We start from the raw sequence: 17,618 nt of genomic DNA on the forward strand, positions 1-17,618 counted from the left end.
GTCCCGGCGGGCCCCCGGGGGGGCGCCCCAGCGGCGGGGGGGCCCCCCCCCGGCTGTGGCCGGGGGGCGGCGCCCGCCCGGGCACCGCGGGTCCCGCGGACGGCCTCAGCCCTGCCGCTCGGGCTACGGCTGGTCGGGCCGGTCACGGTCCACGCCGAGTTGGCCCTCGATCCGCTGCTGTGCCTCGTCGACCTGGCTCTCGTACTTGTTGCCGGTCCTCTCGTTGGCCTTCCGCTCCGCTGCGTCGGACATGTCCTTGGCCTTGTCCTGCAGCTGGCGGTTGCCCTTGAACCTGTCGAAGATGCCCATCCGGAGCTCCTTCCGGAGATGACTCAGAACCGACAATACGACCGATATGGGTGGTATGCCCACCCGGGCCGGTGGCGGTCTGGACCTCGTGAGTGCCCCCGCACGCCCTGCGGCTACGGTGTGCGCGGCGCCGTACAGGGAAGGCGCACCCTGCGGGGGTCGACCGGGACAGCAAGGGGAGGGACGCATCGTGGTGCGTCTGAGGGGCGGGGCCGCGCTCGCCGTCGTACTGGTGTGCGCCGTGGCCGGTTGCAAGGCCGAGACGAAGACGGGGTCGAGCGGACCCCAGGAGACGGCGGGCTCAGGGGCCGCCCTCAAGGCCGCCGAGTCGCTGACCGTGAAGGGAAGGGCGCCGAAGACGGGGTACTCCCGCGACCGCTTCGGCACCGCCTGGGCGGACACCGACTCCAACAACTGCGACACCCGCGACGACATACTCAAGCGTGACCTGCGGGACGTGAAGTTCACCGGCGGCACCTGCCGGGTGTCGTACGGGCTGCTGCAGTCGGACCCCTACTCCGGCAAGGAGGTGACGTACCGTCGTGGGCGCAGCCTCGTCGACATCGACCACATCGTGCCCCTCTCCGACGCCTGGCAGAAGGGTGCCAAGTACTGGGACGCGAGCAAGCGCATAGCTCTCGCCAACGACCCGCTCAACCTCATAGCGGTCGACGCGAGCACCAACCGCTCCAAGGGCGACGGCGACGCGGCGACCTGGCTGCCGCCCAACAAGGCCTACCGCTGCACGTACGTCGCCGGACAGGTCGCCGTGAAGCAGAAGTACGGGCTGTGGGTGACCGCCGCCGAGAAGTCCGCCATGGAGAAGGTCCTCAAGACCTGCCCGGGCCAGAAACTCCCCACCGGCGGCAACCCGACCTCGGCACCGGCCCGCTTCCACTGACAGAAACGGTTTTCCGGCCCGGGCGGCGGGCGCCCACCGCGAGCGCGTGGACGTGAAGGTGTCGACTCTCGCCGCCCGCCCCGAGATGCTCCGGGCGGTGCTGGACGTCCCGACACCTGGCCGACGTTCGTCACCAACGACCCCGTCGGCACCGCCCATCACGGCCGCATCCCCACCGAACTCCCCGACTACGTCCTCTTCGCCGACCGACGCCGTGGTGTGCGTCCGGACACCGTCGGCGCCGTCTCGATCGTCGTCGCCCCGCACGCGCAGGGCCTCGGGCTGTCGGCGCGGATGCTGGAGGCGATACGCGAGAACGCCCGTGCGCGGGGCTTCAGCGAGGTCGTCGCCCCGGTCCGGCCCAGCGCCAAGCACCTCGAGCCCCGTACGTCGCCGGTTCGCTGGGGGAGTGGCGCGGCTGGACAGGGCTGCCCTTCGACGTCCCGGGCGAGGTCGAGGTGCCCGGCGCGCTGGTGCCGGTGCGGTGCGAACCGGAGCGCGGATACGCCGTCTACGTCGAGCCCGACGTGTGGATGCGGCACCCGCTGTGAGGGGTGCCGCACCGGTACACGGCGCCCACGCGCCGTCGATCAGGCGGTCTTCAGGGACGTGAGGAGCCGGCGCGTCAGCTTGTGCGCGCTCGTGGCGCCGTTGTCGCTGCCCGCCGTCGACAGGACGGTGACGACGGCCTGGCCGGAGCGGGCCGCGACGAGCGTGGTGCCGTTCTGCCAGGCGGCGCTCGTCACCGTCATCGTGTACGCCTCGTCACCGAGCCCGGCCGTGGCTTTGCCGGTCACCTTCACCTTGGCGTGCGCCTGCGTGTCCGTGAAGGTGGCGCACTCGGCGGCCACCGACCGCAGCTGCTTCATCACGGCCTCGGCCGTGGCGCCCTGGAACTCGTCGATCTCCTGGGCCGTCTCCTCGGTCTTGTCCTTGTTCGCGTAGTCGTCCTGGGCGAAGGACACTCCGCCCTCGTAACCGGTCACCTGGATCCAGGACGTGCTCTCCAGCTTGGTGCACTCCGGCTTGGCGGTCTTCCTGGAGGACGGGGAGAGGAACTGGCCGCCGCTGTCCGAGGCACCGTCGGCCTCACGGGTGAACCCGGCAGGGAACGCCGACGGGGGCGCCAGCGCCTTCTTCAGCTGCGTCCCCGTGGCCAGCCCGGCGTTGGGGTCCTTCGCGTCCGCCGCCTGAGAGCTCGCGCCGGTGTCGGAGGAGGAACCGGAAGAGCCGGAAGAGCCGGAAGTGCCGGAGGAGCAGGCGGTGAGGGCCAGCGGGAGCGTCGCGACGGCGAGCAGCGTGGCGATACGGGGCGTGAGACGCATGACAGTCCTTCAGGAGTGCAGGGAGTAAGGGAAGCAGGGGGTGTTGGGGGAGCAGAGGGAGTCGAGGGTCCGCACCGACGCGGACGGCGCCGTCAGTGGCGGACCTCGCCGGTCCGGGCGTCGCTGGTGGCGCCGTTGCCGTGCGGGGCGTGGCGCGTGGCGGGCGAGGAGGGGGCGTGCGTGTCGGCGCCCGAGGCGGGGAGGCCCGGGCCGTCGGCGCTGTTGTCGGCGTTCGCCGACATCACGCCGATGACCACGAATCCCACGACGGCGCTCAGCGTGAGCCTGCCCATCATGCCCATGACGATGTCCCCCTCGGACGGACCGCGACCGCCGCCTTCTCGGTGATCGCTGTTCGCTGGATCAATAAGAACAGAGCCTGTGAACCGAGTCAACACGGTCCACTGGGTAGTTTGTGTACACGGTCGTGAATGGGTAGATCTTGCCTGCGTCGATATGCTCGGCGTCACACATGACCGGGGTGACGAGGGGAGCCGGCGGTGCAGGACAACGCGACAGAGGTGACCGCCGCGGGGATCGCCCGGCTGGCCGGCGTCGGACGGGCCGCCGTCAGCAACTGGCGCCGCCGCCACGCCGACTTCCCCAAGCCGGTCGGCGGCACCGAGACCAGCCCGTCCTTCGCGCTTGCCGAGGTCGAGGCCTGGCTGCGCGAGCAGGGCAAACTCGCCGAAGTGCCCTTGCGTGAACGGGTCTGGCAGCAGCTCGCCGGGCATCCCGATGGACCGGTCACGGCGCTGATCCACGCCGGCTGCGCCCTGCTGCTCATCCACGACCGGCCGACGGTCTGGCTGGAGGCCGCCGCGGGATCCGACGAACGGCTGGCCGCGATGCTGCCGGAGGCGCTGGACGGGGTGCTGGTGCCGCGGTTCGGCGGGGTCGGACGGAAGCGCGGTGTTCACAGTGGCTCGAACCGGCCGAGCCCTGTGAACGGCCAGAGCTCTGTGAACGGACCGAACCCTGTGAACACCCTCCCTGCCGTTCACACCCCCTCCGGCCCCCAGCTCCTCCCCTCCGCCCCCCTCCTGCGCGGCGCGGCGGAACTCGCCGCCGGCCTCGGCGCTCGGCAGACCTTCGAGTTCCTGCTCGGTCGGCACCTGGACGCCAACCCGCGCCAGTACACGCTGACCCCCGCCGAACTCGCCGGTCTCATGGCCGACCTGGCCGGCCCCGCCCGCATCCTCCTCGACCCGGCCGCGGGCACCGGCGCCCTCCTGCGCGCCGTCGCCCCGCGCCCCGACCAGGAGCTGTACGCCCAGGACAGCGCCCCCGACCTCGCCGCGCTCACCGCACTCCGTCTCGCCCTGCACACCCGGGCCACCGTGCGCTCGGCGGCCGGCGACACCCTGCGCGCCGACGCCCGCCCCGACCTGCGCGCCGACGCCGTCCTGTGCCACCCCCCGTTCAACGAGCGCAACTGGGGCCATGACGAACTCGCCTACGACCCCCGCTGGGAGTACGGCTTCCCCGCCCGCAACGAGTCCGAGCTGGCCTGGGTGCAGCACGCCCTGGCCCGTTTGCGCGACGGCGGCACCGCCGTCCTGCTCATGCCGCCCGCCGCCGCGTCCCGCCGCTCCGGCCGCCGTATCCGCGCCGACCTGCTGCGCCGCGGCGCGCTGCGCGCCGTCGTCGCCCTGCCCGTCGGCGCGGCGCCGCCGTACAACATCCCCCTCCACCTGTGGGTGCTGCGCCGACCCGACCGGGCGCCGGCGCAGCCCGCGGTGCTGCTCGTGGACAGCGGGCGGTACGCGACCGAGGGGCGTGGCGGACCCGACTGGCGTGCCGTGCGCGAGGCCGTCCTGGACGCCTGGCAGGCCTTCGACCGCGCGGGCACGCTCCCCGAACGCCCGGGCCTGGCCCGCTCCCTGCCCGTCATCGACCTCCTGGACGACGACGTCGACCTCGCCCCGGCCCGGCACCTCCCGCCGCCGGCCGCCGCCGACGGTGCCGGCGCCCTCACCGCCGTACGCGAACGCCTCGGCGAGACCCTCCGGCTGACGGCCGGCCTCACCCCGCCGCCCGCCGTCCCCGCCGAGCCCGCGCCCCGCTGGCCGTCCACCACCGTCGGTGAACTCGCGCGCGCGGGCGCCCTGGTGATGCGCACCGGGGGAAACGGCGGCCACGCGCGCGTGCCCGTGCTCACCGACCATGACGTGCTCGCCGGGACGGGACCGTCGGGTGTGCTCCCCGAGAGCGACGAGGAGGCCGTGCTGACCGAGCCGGGGGACGTGGTGGTCCCGGTGCTCGGCGGGGGCGCGGTCGCGCGTGTGATCGACGACACGACGGGGGGCGCCGCCCTGGGGCGCAACCTCGTCCTCCTGCGCCCCGATCCCACGGCGCTCGACCCCTGGTTCCTCGCCGGGTTCCTGCGCGGCACCGCCAACAACCGCCAGGCCAGCAGCTACGCGTCCACGGCCACCCGCCTGGACGTGCGCCGGCTCCAACTGCCCCGGCTGGCGCTCGACGAACAACGGCGCTACGGCGCGCAGTTCCGCGCCCTCGACGACTTCGAGCGGGCACTCAGGCAGGCGGGCCGGCTCGGGGAACAGCTCGTGCGCGGGATGTACGACGGGCTGACGGACGGGACGGTGGCGCCGGGCCGACCGGCGAACTGACCGGCGCGACAACGGTTCGGTACAAGCCGGGACCGGTTGTCGGTATCGGCCTATACCCTCAAAGCCGGTACCGACGTCCGTCCCCACCAGGCCTCCAGGAGCAGCCATGCAGGGCCCCGGCTACGCCCCGCCTCCGCCGCACCGCCCCTCGACCGGGGTTCTCGTCGTGCTGCGCGTGATCTTCGTGGCGGTGCCGATCCTCAGCATCGGGTTCCTGGCCTGGGTGGCACCGCTGCGCGCGGCGATCGTCACCCGCAAACGCGGCGACTGGTGGGTCTTCGCCGCGTCGCTGGTGGCCCTCGGCACCAGTTTCGCCCTCTTCAGCACCGACCACACCGACGACTTCAGCACGCCGAACGGCAACGCGGGCATGATCATCCTGCTGCTCAACGCCGTGGCCTGCGTCGCCTACTACCTGTACGCGGACATACGCCACCACCACCGCCCGCACCCCACCGCCTACGTGATGCCCCCCGCCCCGGGCATGAACCACGGCTACCCGCAGCCCCCGTCGCCGTACGCGGCCACCGTCCCGCAGACACCCGTGACCCCCCTGCCCGCGCCCGGCGCCCCCGTGCCGCCGCCCCCGCCGCAGCGCCCCGCGCCCGCCCGTATCGACCAGGTGCGCGCCGAACTCGACGAACTCAGCGACTACCTGCGCAAGCACCCCGGCACCCCTGAGGGCGGAAGGTGAGCGTGGCGGCGGGACGCGTCGTCGCCGGACGCTACGAACTGTCCACGCTCATCGGCCAGGGCGGCATGGGCCAGGTGTGGACGGCGTACGACCAGCGGCTCGACCGGCGCGTCGCGGTGAAGCTGCTGCGCCCCGACAAGGTGGCCGGGCAGGAGGCCGACGAGCTGCGCCGGCGGTTCGTGCGCGAGTGCCGGGTGACCGCACAGGTCGACCACCCCGGGCTGGTCACGGTGCACGACGCGGGCAGCGAGGGCGAGGAACTGTTCCTCGTCATGCAGTACGTCGACGGCGCCGACCTCTCCGACCACCTCGCCGAGCACGACCCCTACCCGTGGCAGTGGGCGGTCGCCGTCGCCGCGCAACTGTGCGCCGTGCTGAGCGCCGTGCACGCCGTGCCGATCGTCCACCGTGACCTCAAGCCGCGCAACGTCATGGTGAAACAGGACGGCACCGTCACCGTCCTCGACCTCGGTGTCGCCTCCGTCATGGACGCCGACACCACCCGCCTCACCCACACCGGCACACCCATCGGCTCGCCCGCCTACATGGCGCCCGAACAGGCCATGGGCGGCGCGGTCGGCCCGTACACCGACCTGTACGCACTGGGCGTGCTGCTGCACGAACTGCTCAGCGGCGACGTCCCGTTCGCCGGCTCCACGGCGCTCGGCGTACTGCACCGGCACCTGTACGAGCCCCCCGTCCCCGTGCGCCGCATCCGCCCCGAGGTGCCGGAACCCCTCGAACACCTCGTCCTGCGCCTGCTCGCCAAGGACCCGCAGCACCGCCCCGCCTCCGCGCAGGACGTCTACGAGCACCTGGCGCCCCTCCTGCCCGCGCGCGGGACGCCCACCGGAGCGCCCCTGGACCCCACACGCCCCTTCCTGCGCCCGCACGCTCCCTGGCCCGACCGCGCCCGCACCCCCGCGCCCCAGCCCGCCCCCCTCGCCCCCGCCCCCGAGAAGCCGGACGTCGCGCGCGCCGTCGACGAGGTCAAGCGCCTCCTCGGCGAGGGCCGCATCACCCAGGCCGTCGACATCCTCGGCGCGATCCTGCCCGCCGCCGCCGAACAGCACGGCGAGCACTCCCCGGTCGTCCGCACCCTGCGCAAGCAGTACGCGGCCACCCTCATGGACGACGGCCAGTACCGGCGCGCGCTGCCCGAACTGCGCCGCCTCGCCGACGAACGCGCCGCCGAGGCAGGCCAGGCCGACCCGCAGTCCCTGCGCTACCGCTACGAGGCCGCCCAGTGCCTGGAGTCGCTCGGCGAACCCGCAGCGGCCCTCGCCGAGTACCGCGCCCTGCTGCCGTACTACGAGAACCAGTACGTCTCCGCGGGCGACCCCGAACTCTCCCACGACGTCCGCCGCCGCATCGGCCACCTCCTGCTCGCCCTCGGCGACCGGGCCGCCGCCCACGACACCCTCGCCCGCCTGCTCATGGACGTGGAGCGGCTGGGCGGCCCCGGCCACCCCCTCGCGGCCGAGGTCCGCCGCACCCTCCAGTGGCTGGGCCAGGTGCGCGGCTAGCTATCCTCAGCGCCGAAGACTCTTCGGCACACGTGCAACAAGCGTGCGCACCAGGAACATCAGTCACACACACGTACAACCAGGGGTGGGGTCCGTCATGTCCAGCCATCGTCAGTCCAAGCGGCGCAGATACATCACCTGGGCCGTCGCCGGTGCCGCCGTCGTCGCCGGAGCCGGCGTCGCCGCGCAGACCTCCATGGCCGCCACCGCCTGGCCCGCCCAGAAGACGTACACCGGACGCGCCTTCGACACCTGCGCCGCCCCCTCCCTCTCCGCGATGAAGGCATGGAAGGGCGGCCTGTACGGCGCGGCGGCCGTCTACGTCGGCGGCAAGAACCGCGGCTGCTCCCAGCCCAACCTCACCGCGTCGTGGGTGAAGTCGGTCAGCGCGGCCGGCTGGAAGCTCATCCCGCTCTACGTCGGCGCCCAGCCGCCCTGCCAGACCGGCTCCAACCCCGAGAAGCTCACCGCCACCACCGCCGCCTCCCTCGGCAAGGCGGATGCCGACGACGCCGTCGCCAAGGCCTCCGCGCTCGGCATGAAGGCCGGCAGCCCGATCTACCTCGACATGGAGCCGTACGACATCACGAACACGTCGTGCAACAACGCCGTGCTCACCTACGTCCGCGCCTTCACCAAGGAACTGCGCGCCAAGGTCTACCGCGCCGGCTACTACGGCTTCACCAGCTCCAGCGCGAAGGCGATCGCGAACGCCACCGACAAGACCGACCTGCCGGGCAACCTCTGGTACGCGCTGTGGGACAAGCAGGACACCACGACCACGGACTGGCCGTTCGGCAAGACCCAGTACACCGACCACAGCCGCGGTCACCAGTACCAGGTCAACAGCAAGGAGTCCCGCAACGGCTACACGATCACCGTGGACCGTGACGCCTGGGACGCCCCGGTGGCCATCACCGGCTGAGCCGGGCCGAGCGCGTGCGGGCGCGGCGGTGCCCGAAGCCCTGACGAATCGTTGGTCCCATGGGTTGGCCCCAGCCGTCCCACTGCCTACCATCGATCACCGCAAGACTTTGTGCACCGTCGCACAATCTCCTCGGGAGGCCTCCTTGCAACGCCGCCGTCGCACCGCGCTCCTGTTCACCGCCGCGATCGCCGCCGCGGCCCCTCTGCTGACCGCCTGCGGAAGCGACGCGCATCCCGGCGCGGCGGCCGTCGTCGGCGGACAGCGCATCACCGTGGCCCAGCTCGACAACCGGGTGAAGGAAGTCCGCCAGGCGCAACGCGCGGCCGTGGCCAACGACGCCCAGTACAAGCAGGCCGTCGCCCAGACCGGCGGCCTCGCCCGCCAGACCCTGCACACCATGGTCCTCGACCAGGTGCTGCAACGCGCCGCCCAGGACGCCGGCCTGAGCGTCACCACCAAGGAGATCCAGCAGATGCGCGCCGGTCTGGAACAGCAGGTCGGCGGCTCCAAGGCCCTCGAAACCGCCTGGCTGCAGCAGTACGGCGTCCCCCCGCAGCGCCTCGACGACAACCTCCGCCTCCAGCTCGAGGCCCACAAACTCGCCCAGTCCCTGGGCACCGACACCAGCAAGCCGGCCTTCTGGAACGCCCTGTCCAAGGCGTCCGCGGAACTCCACATCGACCTCAACCCCCGCTACGGCACCTGGGACGTCCAGAAGAGCAGCCGCGTGGACGCGAACACACCGTGGATCCGCGAGGTCACGGCGACCCGGCAGTCGGCGTAGGGCGCGGCCCGAAGGAACCGTAGGGATCGGTACGGCGGCCGGTCCGTCACGCCCGTCCACCGCCTGTGGAAAACTCGGGGGCTGTCGGCGACGTGGGTTAGCTTCGAACCGTGAACGCAACCAGCCGCCCCGAAGACACCGCCGCCGACCCCGGCCGTCTCGTCCTGCTCACCACCAGCCACCGGGTGGCCCCCGGCCTGCTCTCCTGGCCCGCGTGGCAGGTCCTGCACGCGGCCGACCGCGTGCTGTGCGCGGACGGCGCCCATCCGCAGCTGCCGTATCTGCGGGAGGCCGGCATAACCGTCGACGAGGCGTCCCCGACGGCACAGGACCTGGTGGACGCCTGCTCCGGCGGCCGCACGGTCGTGGTCGTCGCCACGGGCGAGGGCGAACCGGCCCTGACCGACGGCCTGGCCCGCCTCGCCGGCTCCGGACGCGTGAGCATGCCCGCCCTGGAACTCCTCCCCGCCTCCTACGACCTCCCCGGCGCCCGCCTCCTCGACCTCGTCCAGGTCATGGACCGGATCCGCGCCGAATGCCCCTGGTCCTCCCAGCAGACCCACAAGGGCCTGGCCAAGTACGGCATCGAGGAGGCCTACGAACTCGTCGAGGCCATCGAGGACGGCGACCGCGACGAACTGCGCGAGGAACTGGGCGACGTCCTGCTCCAGGTCGTCTTCCACTCCCGCATCGCCGAGGAGCACCCGGAGGAGCCCTTCTCCATCGACGACGTCGCAGGCGGCATCGTCACCAAGCTCATCCACCGTCACCCCCACGTCTTCGGCGACGAGACCGCCACCACCCCGGAGGAGGTCAAGGAGCACTGGCTGCGCACGAAGGCCGAGGAGAAACAGCGGGAATCGGTCACGGACGGCATCCCTCTCGGCCAGCCGGGCCTCGCCCTCGCCTCGAAACTGGCGTCCCGGGTACGGACGGCCGGCCTGGAGGTGCCCCTGCCGACGGGCGAGGGCATCGGCTACGAACTCCTCGCGCTGGCCGTCCGCGCGGAAGCCGCGGGCGTCGACCCCGAAGCGGCGCTGCGGGTCGCGGCACGGGCCTACCGGGACGCGGTCCGGGCCGCAGAGGGACTGCCCGGGCAGTACCGCTGACCACCGCCGAGGCAACTCCCACCACCCCGCCGGATACCGTCGAGGAGTGACCAGCCACCCCCTTCCCGACCGCACCGCCCCCGAACTCTTCACCTGGGAGTTCGCCGCCGACCCCTACCCCGCCTACGCCTGGCTGCGCGACCACGCCCCCGTGCACCGGACCACCCTCCCCAGCGGGGTGGAAGCCTGGCTGGTCACCCGCTATGCCGACGCGAAACAGACCCTCGCCGACCCGCGCCTGTCCAAGAACCCGGCCCACCACGACGAGCCCGCGCACGCCAAGGGCAAGACCGGCATCCCCGGTGAGCGCAAGGCCGAGTTGACGACCCACCTCCTCAACATCGACCCGCCGGACCACACCCGTCTGCGCCGGCTGGTCAGCAAGGCCTTCACGCCCCGCCGTGTCGCCGAGTTCGCCCCCCGGGTCCAGGCACTCACCGACCACCTCATCGACCAGTTCGCGAGCAGGGGTTCCGCCGACCTCATCCACGAGTTCGCCTTCCCCCTCCCCATCTACGCCATCTGCGACCTGCTCGGCGTCCCCCGCGAGGACCAGGACGACTTCCGGGACTGGGCGGGGATGATGATCCGTCACGGCGGCGGCCCGCGCGGCGGGGTCGCGCGCTCGGTGAAGAAGATGCGGAGCTATCTCGCGGACCTCATCCACCGCAAGCGCGCAGCGCTCCCCACCGACCCGGCCCCCGGCGAGGACCTCCTCTCCGGCCTCATCCGCGCCTCCGACCACGGCGAGCACCTCACGGAGAACGAGGCGGCGGCGATGGCCTTCATCCTCCTCTTCGCCGGATTCGAGACCACTGTCAATCTCATCGGCAACGGCACGTACGCGCTGCTCACCCATCCCGAGCAGCGTGCCCGCCTGCAGACCTCCCTCGCCGCGGGCGACCACGGCCTGCTGGAGACCGGCGTGGAAGAACTCCTGCGCTACGACGGACCGGTGGAGCTGGCGACCTGGCGGTTCGCCACCGAGCCGCTCACCATCGGCGGGCAGCACATCGCGGCCGGCGACCCCGTCCTCGTCGTACTCGCCGCCGCGGACCGGGACCCGGAGCGGTTCGCCGACCCCGACATCCTCGACCTCTCCCGGCGTGACAACCAGCACCTCGGATACGGCCACGGGATCCACTACTGCCTCGGTGCGCCGCTCGCCCGCCTGGAGGGCCAGAGCGCGCTCGGCACCCTGCTCACCCGACTCCCGGACCTCCAACTCGCGGCGGAACCATCGGAGTTGAGGTGGCGTGGTGGGCTCATCATGCGGGGGCTGCGGACGCTCCCGGTCGAGTTCACCCCTCGCGGGTGACGGGGCGTCACCGGCGAACGTGACACGACCTCAACTCTGTGATCTTCACGTGATCTGCGCGGCATTAACTTGTGACAGCTGATCGTCTGACGCTACGTTCACCCATCAACGGCGGCGCCAAGGCTTGGCCTACGCTTCACGCGCCGTGGTCACTGATGTCTCGCGAAAGGCCCCCCACATGCTCTCCGGGAACGGTCGTCACCGTCGCCCCCGTCAGGCTCCGGCACTCATCGTCGCGGCCGGAGTCACCGGCTCCGCCATCGCCATCCCGCTCCTCGGGGCGGCGAGCGCGAACGCCGCCGACGGGACCACGTGGGACAAGGTGGCGAACTGCGAGACCGGCGGATCCTGGAGCAAGAACAGCGGCAACGGGCTCTACGGGGGCCTGCAGCTCTCCCGGGTGGACTGGGACAAGTACGGCGGCCTCGACTACGCCCAGCGCCCCGACCTCGCCAGCCGTAACCAGCAGATAGCCGTCGCCGAGAAGCTCCTCGACGCCGAGGGTGTCGGCGCCTTCCACACCTGTGGACTGACCTCCGGGCTCACCAAGGACTCGGGGTCGGCCGCGGTCGACACGGGCGTCGTCGGCAGCCTGCTCGGTTCGTCCGGTTCATCCGGTTCGTCGGATGGTTCCGGTTCCACCGGTCTGTCCAACTCCTCCGGCGACTCGGCCGGTGGCTCCTCCTCGACGGGCGGCTCCCCCTTGCCGTCCGCCTCTCCCGACGCGTCTCCCGACGCGGGCGACAAATCCGCCAAATCGGGCAACTCCGCCTCGCAGTCCGCTTCTCCGTCGGATGCGCAGAGTGCCGGCACTCCGTCGACAGGCCGGGCGAAGAGTGATGACTCGGACAATTCCCAGCAGGCCGTGGGTTCCTGGAACCTCGTCGACACCGGCGCCGTGACGTCGGGCACCGGCGCCGGCCGGCATCGCGGTCCGAGCGCCGACGAGAGCAGGACCGCCGGCGCCGCGGGCGGCTCGTACACCGTCCACGCCGGCGACAGCCTCGGCTCCATCGCCGACGCCCTTGGCCTGAACGGCGGATGGCGCGCGCTCTACGACGAGAACAGGCAGGCCCTCGGGGGCGACCCGAACCACATCGCCCCCGGTCAGACCCTGCGTCTCCCTGCCGAATAGGGCGAAAGCCAGCGGGAGTTCACGTCATATTTCGCGCTGAATGTCCGGCTTCGCGAAAGTGTGGGATGAGTCTCAGAAGCCCTGATCGTCTTTGAAATTCCGCGGATCCCGTGTCTACCGTCAGGACCGCTCGGCAACCCGAGCCCCGTCTGTCGCAACGCCGAATCCTGCCAGCGGCCGTACGGGAACAGTCGTCGCGCAACAGCGCCGTAGGCAGGAGCGGGGGACCCAAGGTAAGCGCCCCACCGGGCAGTTGACGGTGGCGGCTAGGGGTTAAGCCGCGCCTCGTGGAAGCGAGGACGCGGCCGGGCAACTCAACCGGCCCGAACCCGACAGCTCACCTCGCAGGCGTCGGTGAGGGGATCATCCATGCTGTTTTCCGGCAAGGGCAAGCACCGTCGTCCGTCCAAGGCCACCCGCGTCGCCGCGCTCGCCGGTGTCACCGGTGTCGCCATCGCCGCCCCGCTGATGGCGGCCGGCAACGCCTCCGCCGCCACCGCCTCCGAGTGGGACGCGGTCGCCCAGTGCGAGTCGGGCGGCAACTGGTCCATCAACACCGGCAACGGCTACTACGGCGGCCTGCAGTTCTCCGCCTCCACCTGGGCCGCGTACGGCGGCACCGCCTACGCCCCGCAGGCCAACCAGGCCTCCAAGGCGCAGCAGATAGCCGTCGCCGAGAAGGTCCTCGCCTCCCAGGGCAAGGGTGCCTGGCCGGTCTGCGGCACGGGTCTGTCCGGCGCCGCCTACAACGGTGCGAGCGCCTCGAACTCCTCCTCGGGCGCCGGCACCGCCACCCGCTCGAGCGGGTCGCAGACCGCCTCCCGCTCCTCCGAGCGTCCGGCCGTCAAGTCCGACAAGAGCCTGAAGAGCCAGAAGACCGTCACCACCCCGACCGGCAAGAAGGTCAAGAAGGGCGACGGCGAGTACAAGGTCGTCAAGGGTGACACCCTCAGCTCGATCGCCGAGAAGCACGGCGTCAAGGGCGGCTGGCAGCAGCTGTTCAAGCTGAACAAGGACATCGTCGACAACGCCGACCTCATCTACCCGGGTCAGCAGCTGCACCTCAAGTAAGAAGGGCGCCTCTCCCCCCAAGAAGAGGCCCTTCCCCGCCCTCAGGGGCTCCCCGCTCCGGTGCGTGTTCCCCCGTACGCACCGGAGCGGGGTTTTTTGCGCGATGCCCGCGCCGCTCTTTGTTCCGTTCAGAAACAATTTACTCTCGGTTCTGCCCAAGGGGTGGTCGGCAGCGTGGCCGATCGGCCCGGGGCGGTTAGGCTCGGACTCGCAGAACCCGCGCGGTGCTGCGTACCCGCGTCACATCCCAAGAAGGAGATGCTCGTGCCGTCCATCGACGTCGTCGTAGCCCGGGAAATCCTGGACTCCCGAGGCAACCCCACGGTCGAGGTCGAGGTCGGCCTCGACGACGGCAGCACGGGTCGTGCCGCCGTCCCGTCCGGCGCCTCGACGGGCGCCTTCGAGGCCATCGAACTGCGCGACGGTGACCCGAACCGCTACCAGGGCAAGGGCGTCGAGAAGGCCGTCCTCGCCGTGATCGAGCAGATCGGCCCCGAGCTGGTCGGCTACGACGCCACCGAGCAGCGCCTGATCGACCAGGCGATGTTCGACCTGGACGCCACCGACAACAAGGGCTCCCTCGGCGCCAACGCCATCCTCGGCGTCTCCCTCGCCGTCGCCCACGCCGCCTCCGAGGCCAGCGACCTGCCACTCTTCCGCTACCTGGGCGGCCCGAACGCGCACCTGCTGCCGGTGCCGATGATGAACATCCTGAACGGCGGCTCGCACGCCGACTCCAACGTGGACATCCAGGAGTTCATGATCGCCCCCATCGGAGCGGAGTCCTTCTCCGAGGCGCTGCGCTGGGGTGCCGAGGTCTACCACACCCTGAAGAAGGTCCTGAAGGGCAAGGGCCTGGCCACCGGCCTGGGCGACGAGGGCGGCTTCGCCCCGAACCTCGAGTCCAACCGCGCCGCCCTCGACCTCATCCTCGAGGCGATCAAGCAGGCCGGGTACGTGCCGGGCGAGCAGATCGCGCTCGCGCTCGACGTCGCCGCGTCCGAGTTCTACAAGGACGGCAAGTACGAGTTCGAGGGCAAGTCCCGCTCGGCCGCCGAGATGACCGAGTACTACGAGGAGCTCGTCGCCGCCTACCCGCTGGTCTCCATCGAGGACCCGCTGTTCGAGGACGACTGGGCCGGCTGGAAGGTGCTCACCGACAAGCTCGGCGACAAGGTCCAGATCGTCGGCGACGACCTGTTCGTCACCAACCCCGAGCGCCTGGCCCGTGGCATCGAGGAGGGCACCGCGAACGCCCTGCTGGTCAAGGTCAACCAGATCGGCTCGCTGACCGAGACCCTGGACGCCGTCGAGCTCGCCCAGCGCAACGGCTTCAAGTGCATGATGTCCCACCGCTCCGGTGAGACCGAGGACGTCACCATCGCCGACCTCGCCGTCGCCACCAACTGCGGCCAGATCAAGACCGGCGCCCCGGCCCGCTCCGAGCGCGTCGCCAAGTACAACCAGCTGCTGCGCATCGAGGAGATCCTGGATGACGCGGCGGTCTACGCCGGGCGTTCGGCCTTCCCGCGGTTTCGCTCTGCGAACCAGTAAACACAGCGCTCTGCGAACCAGTAAACACAGCGCTCTGCGAACCAGTAAACACAGCAAGGGCTGACACACCGGCTGACCCTTCCGGGGTCAAGCCTTAGCCAGTCGTACGTACGTCCCCGTACCGGTCCCGTACCGTGTGCGGGGACGTACGCGCGTATGAAGGGGAGGCGGGGACACATGGCCGTGAAGGACCGGGACCGGTTCTCCACCGCGACCAGGCTGCGGCTGCTCGGCGAGCAGACGGCGGCCCGTGTCTACCGTTCCCAGACCCGGCGCCAGGCGCGCCGCTCCCGTCTCACGGGCCGCGCTGCCCTGCTCGCGCTCGTCCTGTGCACACTGGTCGTGGCGCTGGCCTACCCGATAAGGCAGTACGTCTCCCAGCGCGCCCAGATCTCCGAGCTGGAGCGGCAGAAGCAGCAGGCCCAGCAGCGGGTCGAGCAGCTGCGCGACCTGAAGGCACGCTGGCAGGACGACTCGTTCGCCGAACAGCAGATCCGGCAGCGGCTGCACTATGTGATGCCGGGCGAGACGGGGTACGTCGTCATCGACCCGGACGCGGGCAAGCAGTCCCGCGCCGACCTGGGGGCCGCCGACCGCCCCTGGTACGCCAACGTCTGGGACGGGGTCGACAAGTCCGACGCCTCCGACCAGTGACCTGACCAAGAGAGACAGTTCGTAGTGGAAACGCCTCCGCCGACCACCCCGCGCACCGAGCCCACCGACGCGGACGTCGAGGCCTTCAAGCAGCAGCTCGGGCGTCCGCCGCGCGGTCTGCGCGCCATCGCCCACCGGTGCCCGTGCGGGCAGCCGGACGTCGTGGAGACGGCCCCGCGCCTGCCCGACGGCACCCCCTTCCCCACGCTCTACTACCTGACGTGCCCCAAGGCGAACTCCGCGATCGGCACGCTGGAGGCGAACGGGGTCATGAAGGAGATGACGGAGCGGCTGGGCACCGACCCGGAACTGGCCGCCGCGTACCGTGCCGCGCACGAGGACTACGTCCGGCGCCGGGACGAGATCGAGGAGCTGAGGAACTTCCCGAGCGCCGGCGGCATGCCGGACCGCGTGAAGTGCCTGCACGTCCTGGTGGCTCACTCGCTGGCCGCCGGCCCGGGCGTGAACCCGCTCGGCGACGAGGCGCTGGCGATGCTGCCGGAGTGGTGGCGCAAGGGCACCTGCGTGACGCCGTCCGGTGAGGGACGCGAGGACGTGGAGCCGAGCGAGGGAGACGCCCCGTGACCCGTGTCGCCGCCGTCGACTGCGGTACGAACTCCATCCGGCTGCTCGTGGCGGACGCGGACCCCACCACCGGTGAACTGGTCGACCTGGACCGGCGCATGACCATCGTGCGGCTCGGGCAGGGCGTCGACCGGACCGGGCGGCTCGCGCCCGAGGCGCTGGAGCGTACGTTCGCCGCCTGCCGTGAGTACGCGGCCGTCATCAAGGAGCACGGCGCCGAGCGGCTGCGGTTCGTGGCGACCTCCGCCTCCCGGGACGCCGAGAACCGGGACGACTTCGTGCGCGGGGTGCTCGACATCCTGGGCGTGGAGCCCGAGGTCATCTCCGGCGACCAGGAGGCGGAGTTCTCCTTCACCGGGGCGACCAGGGAGCTGGCGGGCCGCGACCACCTGGACAGGCCGTACCTGGTCGTGGACATCGGCGGCGGGTCCACCGAGTTCGTGGTCGGCGAGGAGCACGTGCGGGCCGCCCGGTCCGTGGACGTCGGCTGTGTGCGGATGACGGAGCGGCACCTGGTGCGGGACGGGGCGGTGACCGACCCGCCCACCGAGGAGCAGATCGCCGCCATGCGGGCCGACATCGAGCGTGCCCTCGACCTCGCCGAGGAGAGCGTGCCGCTCGCCGAGGCGCGCACGCTGGTGGGGCTCGCCGGGTCCGTGACGACGGTGTCGGCCATCGCGCAGGAGCTGCCCGCGTACGACTCCGCGCGCATCCACCACTCCCGTGTCTCCCGCGACCGTGTCCGTGAGATCACCGAGTGGCTGCTGCACTCCACCCACGCCGAGCGCGCGGCCGTTCCCTCCCTGCACCCGGGGCGGGTCGACGTGATCGCCGCGGGGGCGCTCGTCCTGCTGTCGATCATGGAGCGGACCGGCGCCGAGGAGGTCGTCGTGAGCGAGCACGACATCCTCGACGGCATCGCGTGGTCGGTGGCGTAGGTCTCCTTTATTACCGATCAGTAGCTCTCGGACGAGCAGGTCGGATAGCGTATGAGCGGTGGCGAGGGGCTCTTCGGGCGGTCCTCGCGACACGCCGCCGGAAAAGTTCGTGAAGTTCTTCACAAGGAATTCCGCCCGGTGGAGGCGGGAAAAG

General features: G+C 71.5%; 17 protein-coding genes, 1 pseudogene and 1 riboswitch. Of the genes and pseudogenes, 15 read left to right on the forward strand and 3 right to left on the reverse strand.

All coding sequences use genetic code 11. The features are described from left to right. Window positions 1–123 precede the first annotated feature (123 nt). Window positions 124–309, reverse strand: a complete 186-nt coding sequence (locus tag ACIRVK_RS19730; RefSeq protein WP_404248660.1) for an antitoxin — start codon at window positions 307–309, stop codon at window positions 124–126. A 190-nt stretch (window positions 310–499) separates the two neighbouring features. Here ACIRVK_RS19730 and ACIRVK_RS19735 point away from each other — a divergent pair, with 190 nt between their 5' ends. Further along, window positions 500–1,210 (forward strand): HNH endonuclease family protein, encoded by a 711-nt coding sequence (locus ACIRVK_RS19735; protein ID WP_404248662.1) that lies wholly within the window; start codon window positions 500–502, stop codon window positions 1,208–1,210. A gap of 46 nt (window positions 1,211–1,256) precedes the next feature. After that, window positions 1,257–1,761: pseudogene (locus ACIRVK_RS19740) on the forward strand (GNAT family N-acetyltransferase). A gap of 39 nt (window positions 1,762–1,800) precedes the next feature. Here ACIRVK_RS19740 and ACIRVK_RS19745 read toward each other — a convergent pair. After that, window positions 1,801–2,535, reverse strand: coding sequence for a hypothetical protein (locus ACIRVK_RS19745; RefSeq protein ID WP_404248664.1), 735 nt, complete (start codon window positions 2,533–2,535; stop codon window positions 1,801–1,803). Between the two features lie 92 nt (window positions 2,536–2,627). Beyond that, entirely contained in the window at window positions 2,628–2,831 is a 204-nt protein-coding gene (locus ACIRVK_RS19750; RefSeq protein ID WP_404248666.1) for a hypothetical protein, read from the reverse strand. A gap of 204 nt (window positions 2,832–3,035) precedes the next feature. Here ACIRVK_RS19750 and ACIRVK_RS19755 point away from each other — a divergent pair, with 204 nt between their 5' ends. From ACIRVK_RS19755 to ACIRVK_RS19815, 13 genes are all read left to right on the forward strand, one after another. Continuing rightward, the gene (locus ACIRVK_RS19755; RefSeq protein WP_404248668.1) at window positions 3,036–5,168 is read left to right on the forward strand and encodes an N-6 DNA methylase; all 2,133 of its coding nucleotides are present in this window, start codon (window positions 3,036–3,038) and stop codon (window positions 5,166–5,168) included. 106 nt (window positions 5,169–5,274) lie between these two features. Then, on the forward strand, window positions 5,275–5,862 hold the full coding sequence (locus ACIRVK_RS19760) for a hypothetical protein (protein ID WP_404248670.1): 588 nt from the start codon (window positions 5,275–5,277) through the stop codon (window positions 5,860–5,862). A gap of 38 nt (window positions 5,863–5,900) precedes the next feature. Further along, window positions 5,901–7,388: a protein kinase gene (locus ACIRVK_RS19765; RefSeq protein ID WP_404248746.1), complete on the forward strand. Its 1,488-nt coding sequence runs from the start codon at window positions 5,901–5,903 to the stop codon at window positions 7,386–7,388. A gap of 97 nt (window positions 7,389–7,485) precedes the next feature. Beyond that, window positions 7,486–8,313: a glycoside hydrolase domain-containing protein gene (locus tag ACIRVK_RS19770; protein ID WP_404248672.1), complete on the forward strand. Its 828-nt coding sequence runs from the start codon at window positions 7,486–7,488 to the stop codon at window positions 8,311–8,313. Between the two features lie 145 nt (window positions 8,314–8,458). Further along, on the forward strand, window positions 8,459–9,100 hold the full coding sequence (locus tag ACIRVK_RS19775) for a SurA N-terminal domain-containing protein (RefSeq protein ID WP_404248674.1): 642 nt from the start codon (window positions 8,459–8,461) through the stop codon (window positions 9,098–9,100). Window positions 9,101–9,210: 110 nt separating this feature from the next. Then, a complete protein-coding gene (locus ACIRVK_RS19780; RefSeq protein WP_404248676.1) occupies window positions 9,211–10,209 on the forward strand; it encodes a nucleoside triphosphate pyrophosphohydrolase in 999 nt (332 codons plus the stop codon). A gap of 46 nt (window positions 10,210–10,255) precedes the next feature. After that, window positions 10,256–11,527 (forward strand): cytochrome P450, encoded by a 1,272-nt coding sequence (locus tag ACIRVK_RS19785; protein WP_404248678.1) that lies wholly within the window; start codon window positions 10,256–10,258, stop codon window positions 11,525–11,527. A 178-nt stretch (window positions 11,528–11,705) separates the two neighbouring features. After that, window positions 11,706–12,662 carry a transglycosylase family protein gene (locus ACIRVK_RS19790; protein WP_404248680.1) on the forward strand — a complete coding sequence of 319 codons (957 nt, stop codon included), beginning with the start codon at window positions 11,706–11,708 and terminating at the stop codon, window positions 12,660–12,662. 148 nt (window positions 12,663–12,810) lie between these two features. Further along, a riboswitch (cyclic di-AMP (ydaO/yuaA leader) is annotated at window positions 12,811–13,028 on the forward strand. Between the two features lie 3 nt (window positions 13,029–13,031). Beyond that, a complete protein-coding gene (locus ACIRVK_RS19795; protein ID WP_404248682.1) occupies window positions 13,032–13,733 on the forward strand; it encodes a transglycosylase family protein in 702 nt (233 codons plus the stop codon). Window positions 13,734–13,991: 258 nt separating this feature from the next. Then, a complete protein-coding gene (eno, locus tag ACIRVK_RS19800) occupies window positions 13,992–15,287 on the forward strand; it encodes a phosphopyruvate hydratase (protein ID WP_404248684.1) in 1,296 nt (431 codons plus the stop codon). A 177-nt stretch (window positions 15,288–15,464) separates the two neighbouring features. Continuing rightward, window positions 15,465–15,941 carry a septum formation initiator family protein gene (locus ACIRVK_RS19805; RefSeq protein WP_404248686.1) on the forward strand — a complete coding sequence of 159 codons (477 nt, stop codon included), beginning with the start codon at window positions 15,465–15,467 and terminating at the stop codon, window positions 15,939–15,941. 24 nt (window positions 15,942–15,965) lie between these two features. Next, the gene (locus ACIRVK_RS19810; RefSeq protein WP_404248688.1) at window positions 15,966–16,526 is read left to right on the forward strand and encodes a DUF501 domain-containing protein; all 561 of its coding nucleotides are present in this window, start codon (window positions 15,966–15,968) and stop codon (window positions 16,524–16,526) included. Further along, window positions 16,523–17,464: an exopolyphosphatase gene (locus ACIRVK_RS19815; RefSeq protein WP_404248690.1), complete on the forward strand. Its 942-nt coding sequence runs from the start codon at window positions 16,523–16,525 to the stop codon at window positions 17,462–17,464. Before ACIRVK_RS19810 ends, ACIRVK_RS19815 begins: the two co-directional genes overlap by 4 nt. Window positions 17,465–17,618 lie beyond the last annotated feature (154 nt).

Source organism: Streptomyces sp. NPDC101152 (assembly GCF_044768275.1).
In the GTDB taxonomy this organism is placed as follows: domain Bacteria; phylum Actinomycetota; class Actinomycetes; order Streptomycetales; family Streptomycetaceae; genus Streptomyces.

Bases quoted from the DNA above. Each gene is read 5' to 3' on its own strand.
- ACIRVK_RS19730 (WP_404248660.1), bottom strand. From the start codon at position 309: ATGGGCATCTTCGACAGGTTCAAGGGCAACCGCCAGCTGCAGGACAAG.
- ACIRVK_RS19745 (WP_404248664.1), bottom strand. From the start codon at position 2,535: ATGCGTCTCACGCCCCGTATCGCCACGCTGCTCGCCGTCGCGACGCTC.
- ACIRVK_RS19750 (WP_404248666.1), bottom strand. From the start codon at position 2,831: ATGATGGGCAGGCTCACGCTGAGCGCCGTCGTGGGATTCGTGGTCATC.
- ACIRVK_RS19760 (WP_404248670.1), top strand. From the start codon at position 5,275: ATGCAGGGCCCCGGCTACGCCCCGCCTCCGCCGCACCGCCCCTCGACC.
- ACIRVK_RS19770 (WP_404248672.1), top strand. From the start codon at position 7,486: ATGTCCAGCCATCGTCAGTCCAAGCGGCGCAGATACATCACCTGGGCC.
- ACIRVK_RS19790 (WP_404248680.1), top strand. From the start codon at position 11,706: ATGCTCTCCGGGAACGGTCGTCACCGTCGCCCCCGTCAGGCTCCGGCA.
- ACIRVK_RS19795 (WP_404248682.1), top strand. From the start codon at position 13,032: ATGCTGTTTTCCGGCAAGGGCAAGCACCGTCGTCCGTCCAAGGCCACC.
- eno (WP_404248684.1), top strand. From the start codon at position 13,992: ATGCTCGTGCCGTCCATCGACGTCGTCGTAGCCCGGGAAATCCTGGAC.
- ACIRVK_RS19805 (WP_404248686.1), top strand. From the start codon at position 15,465: ATGGCCGTGAAGGACCGGGACCGGTTCTCCACCGCGACCAGGCTGCGG.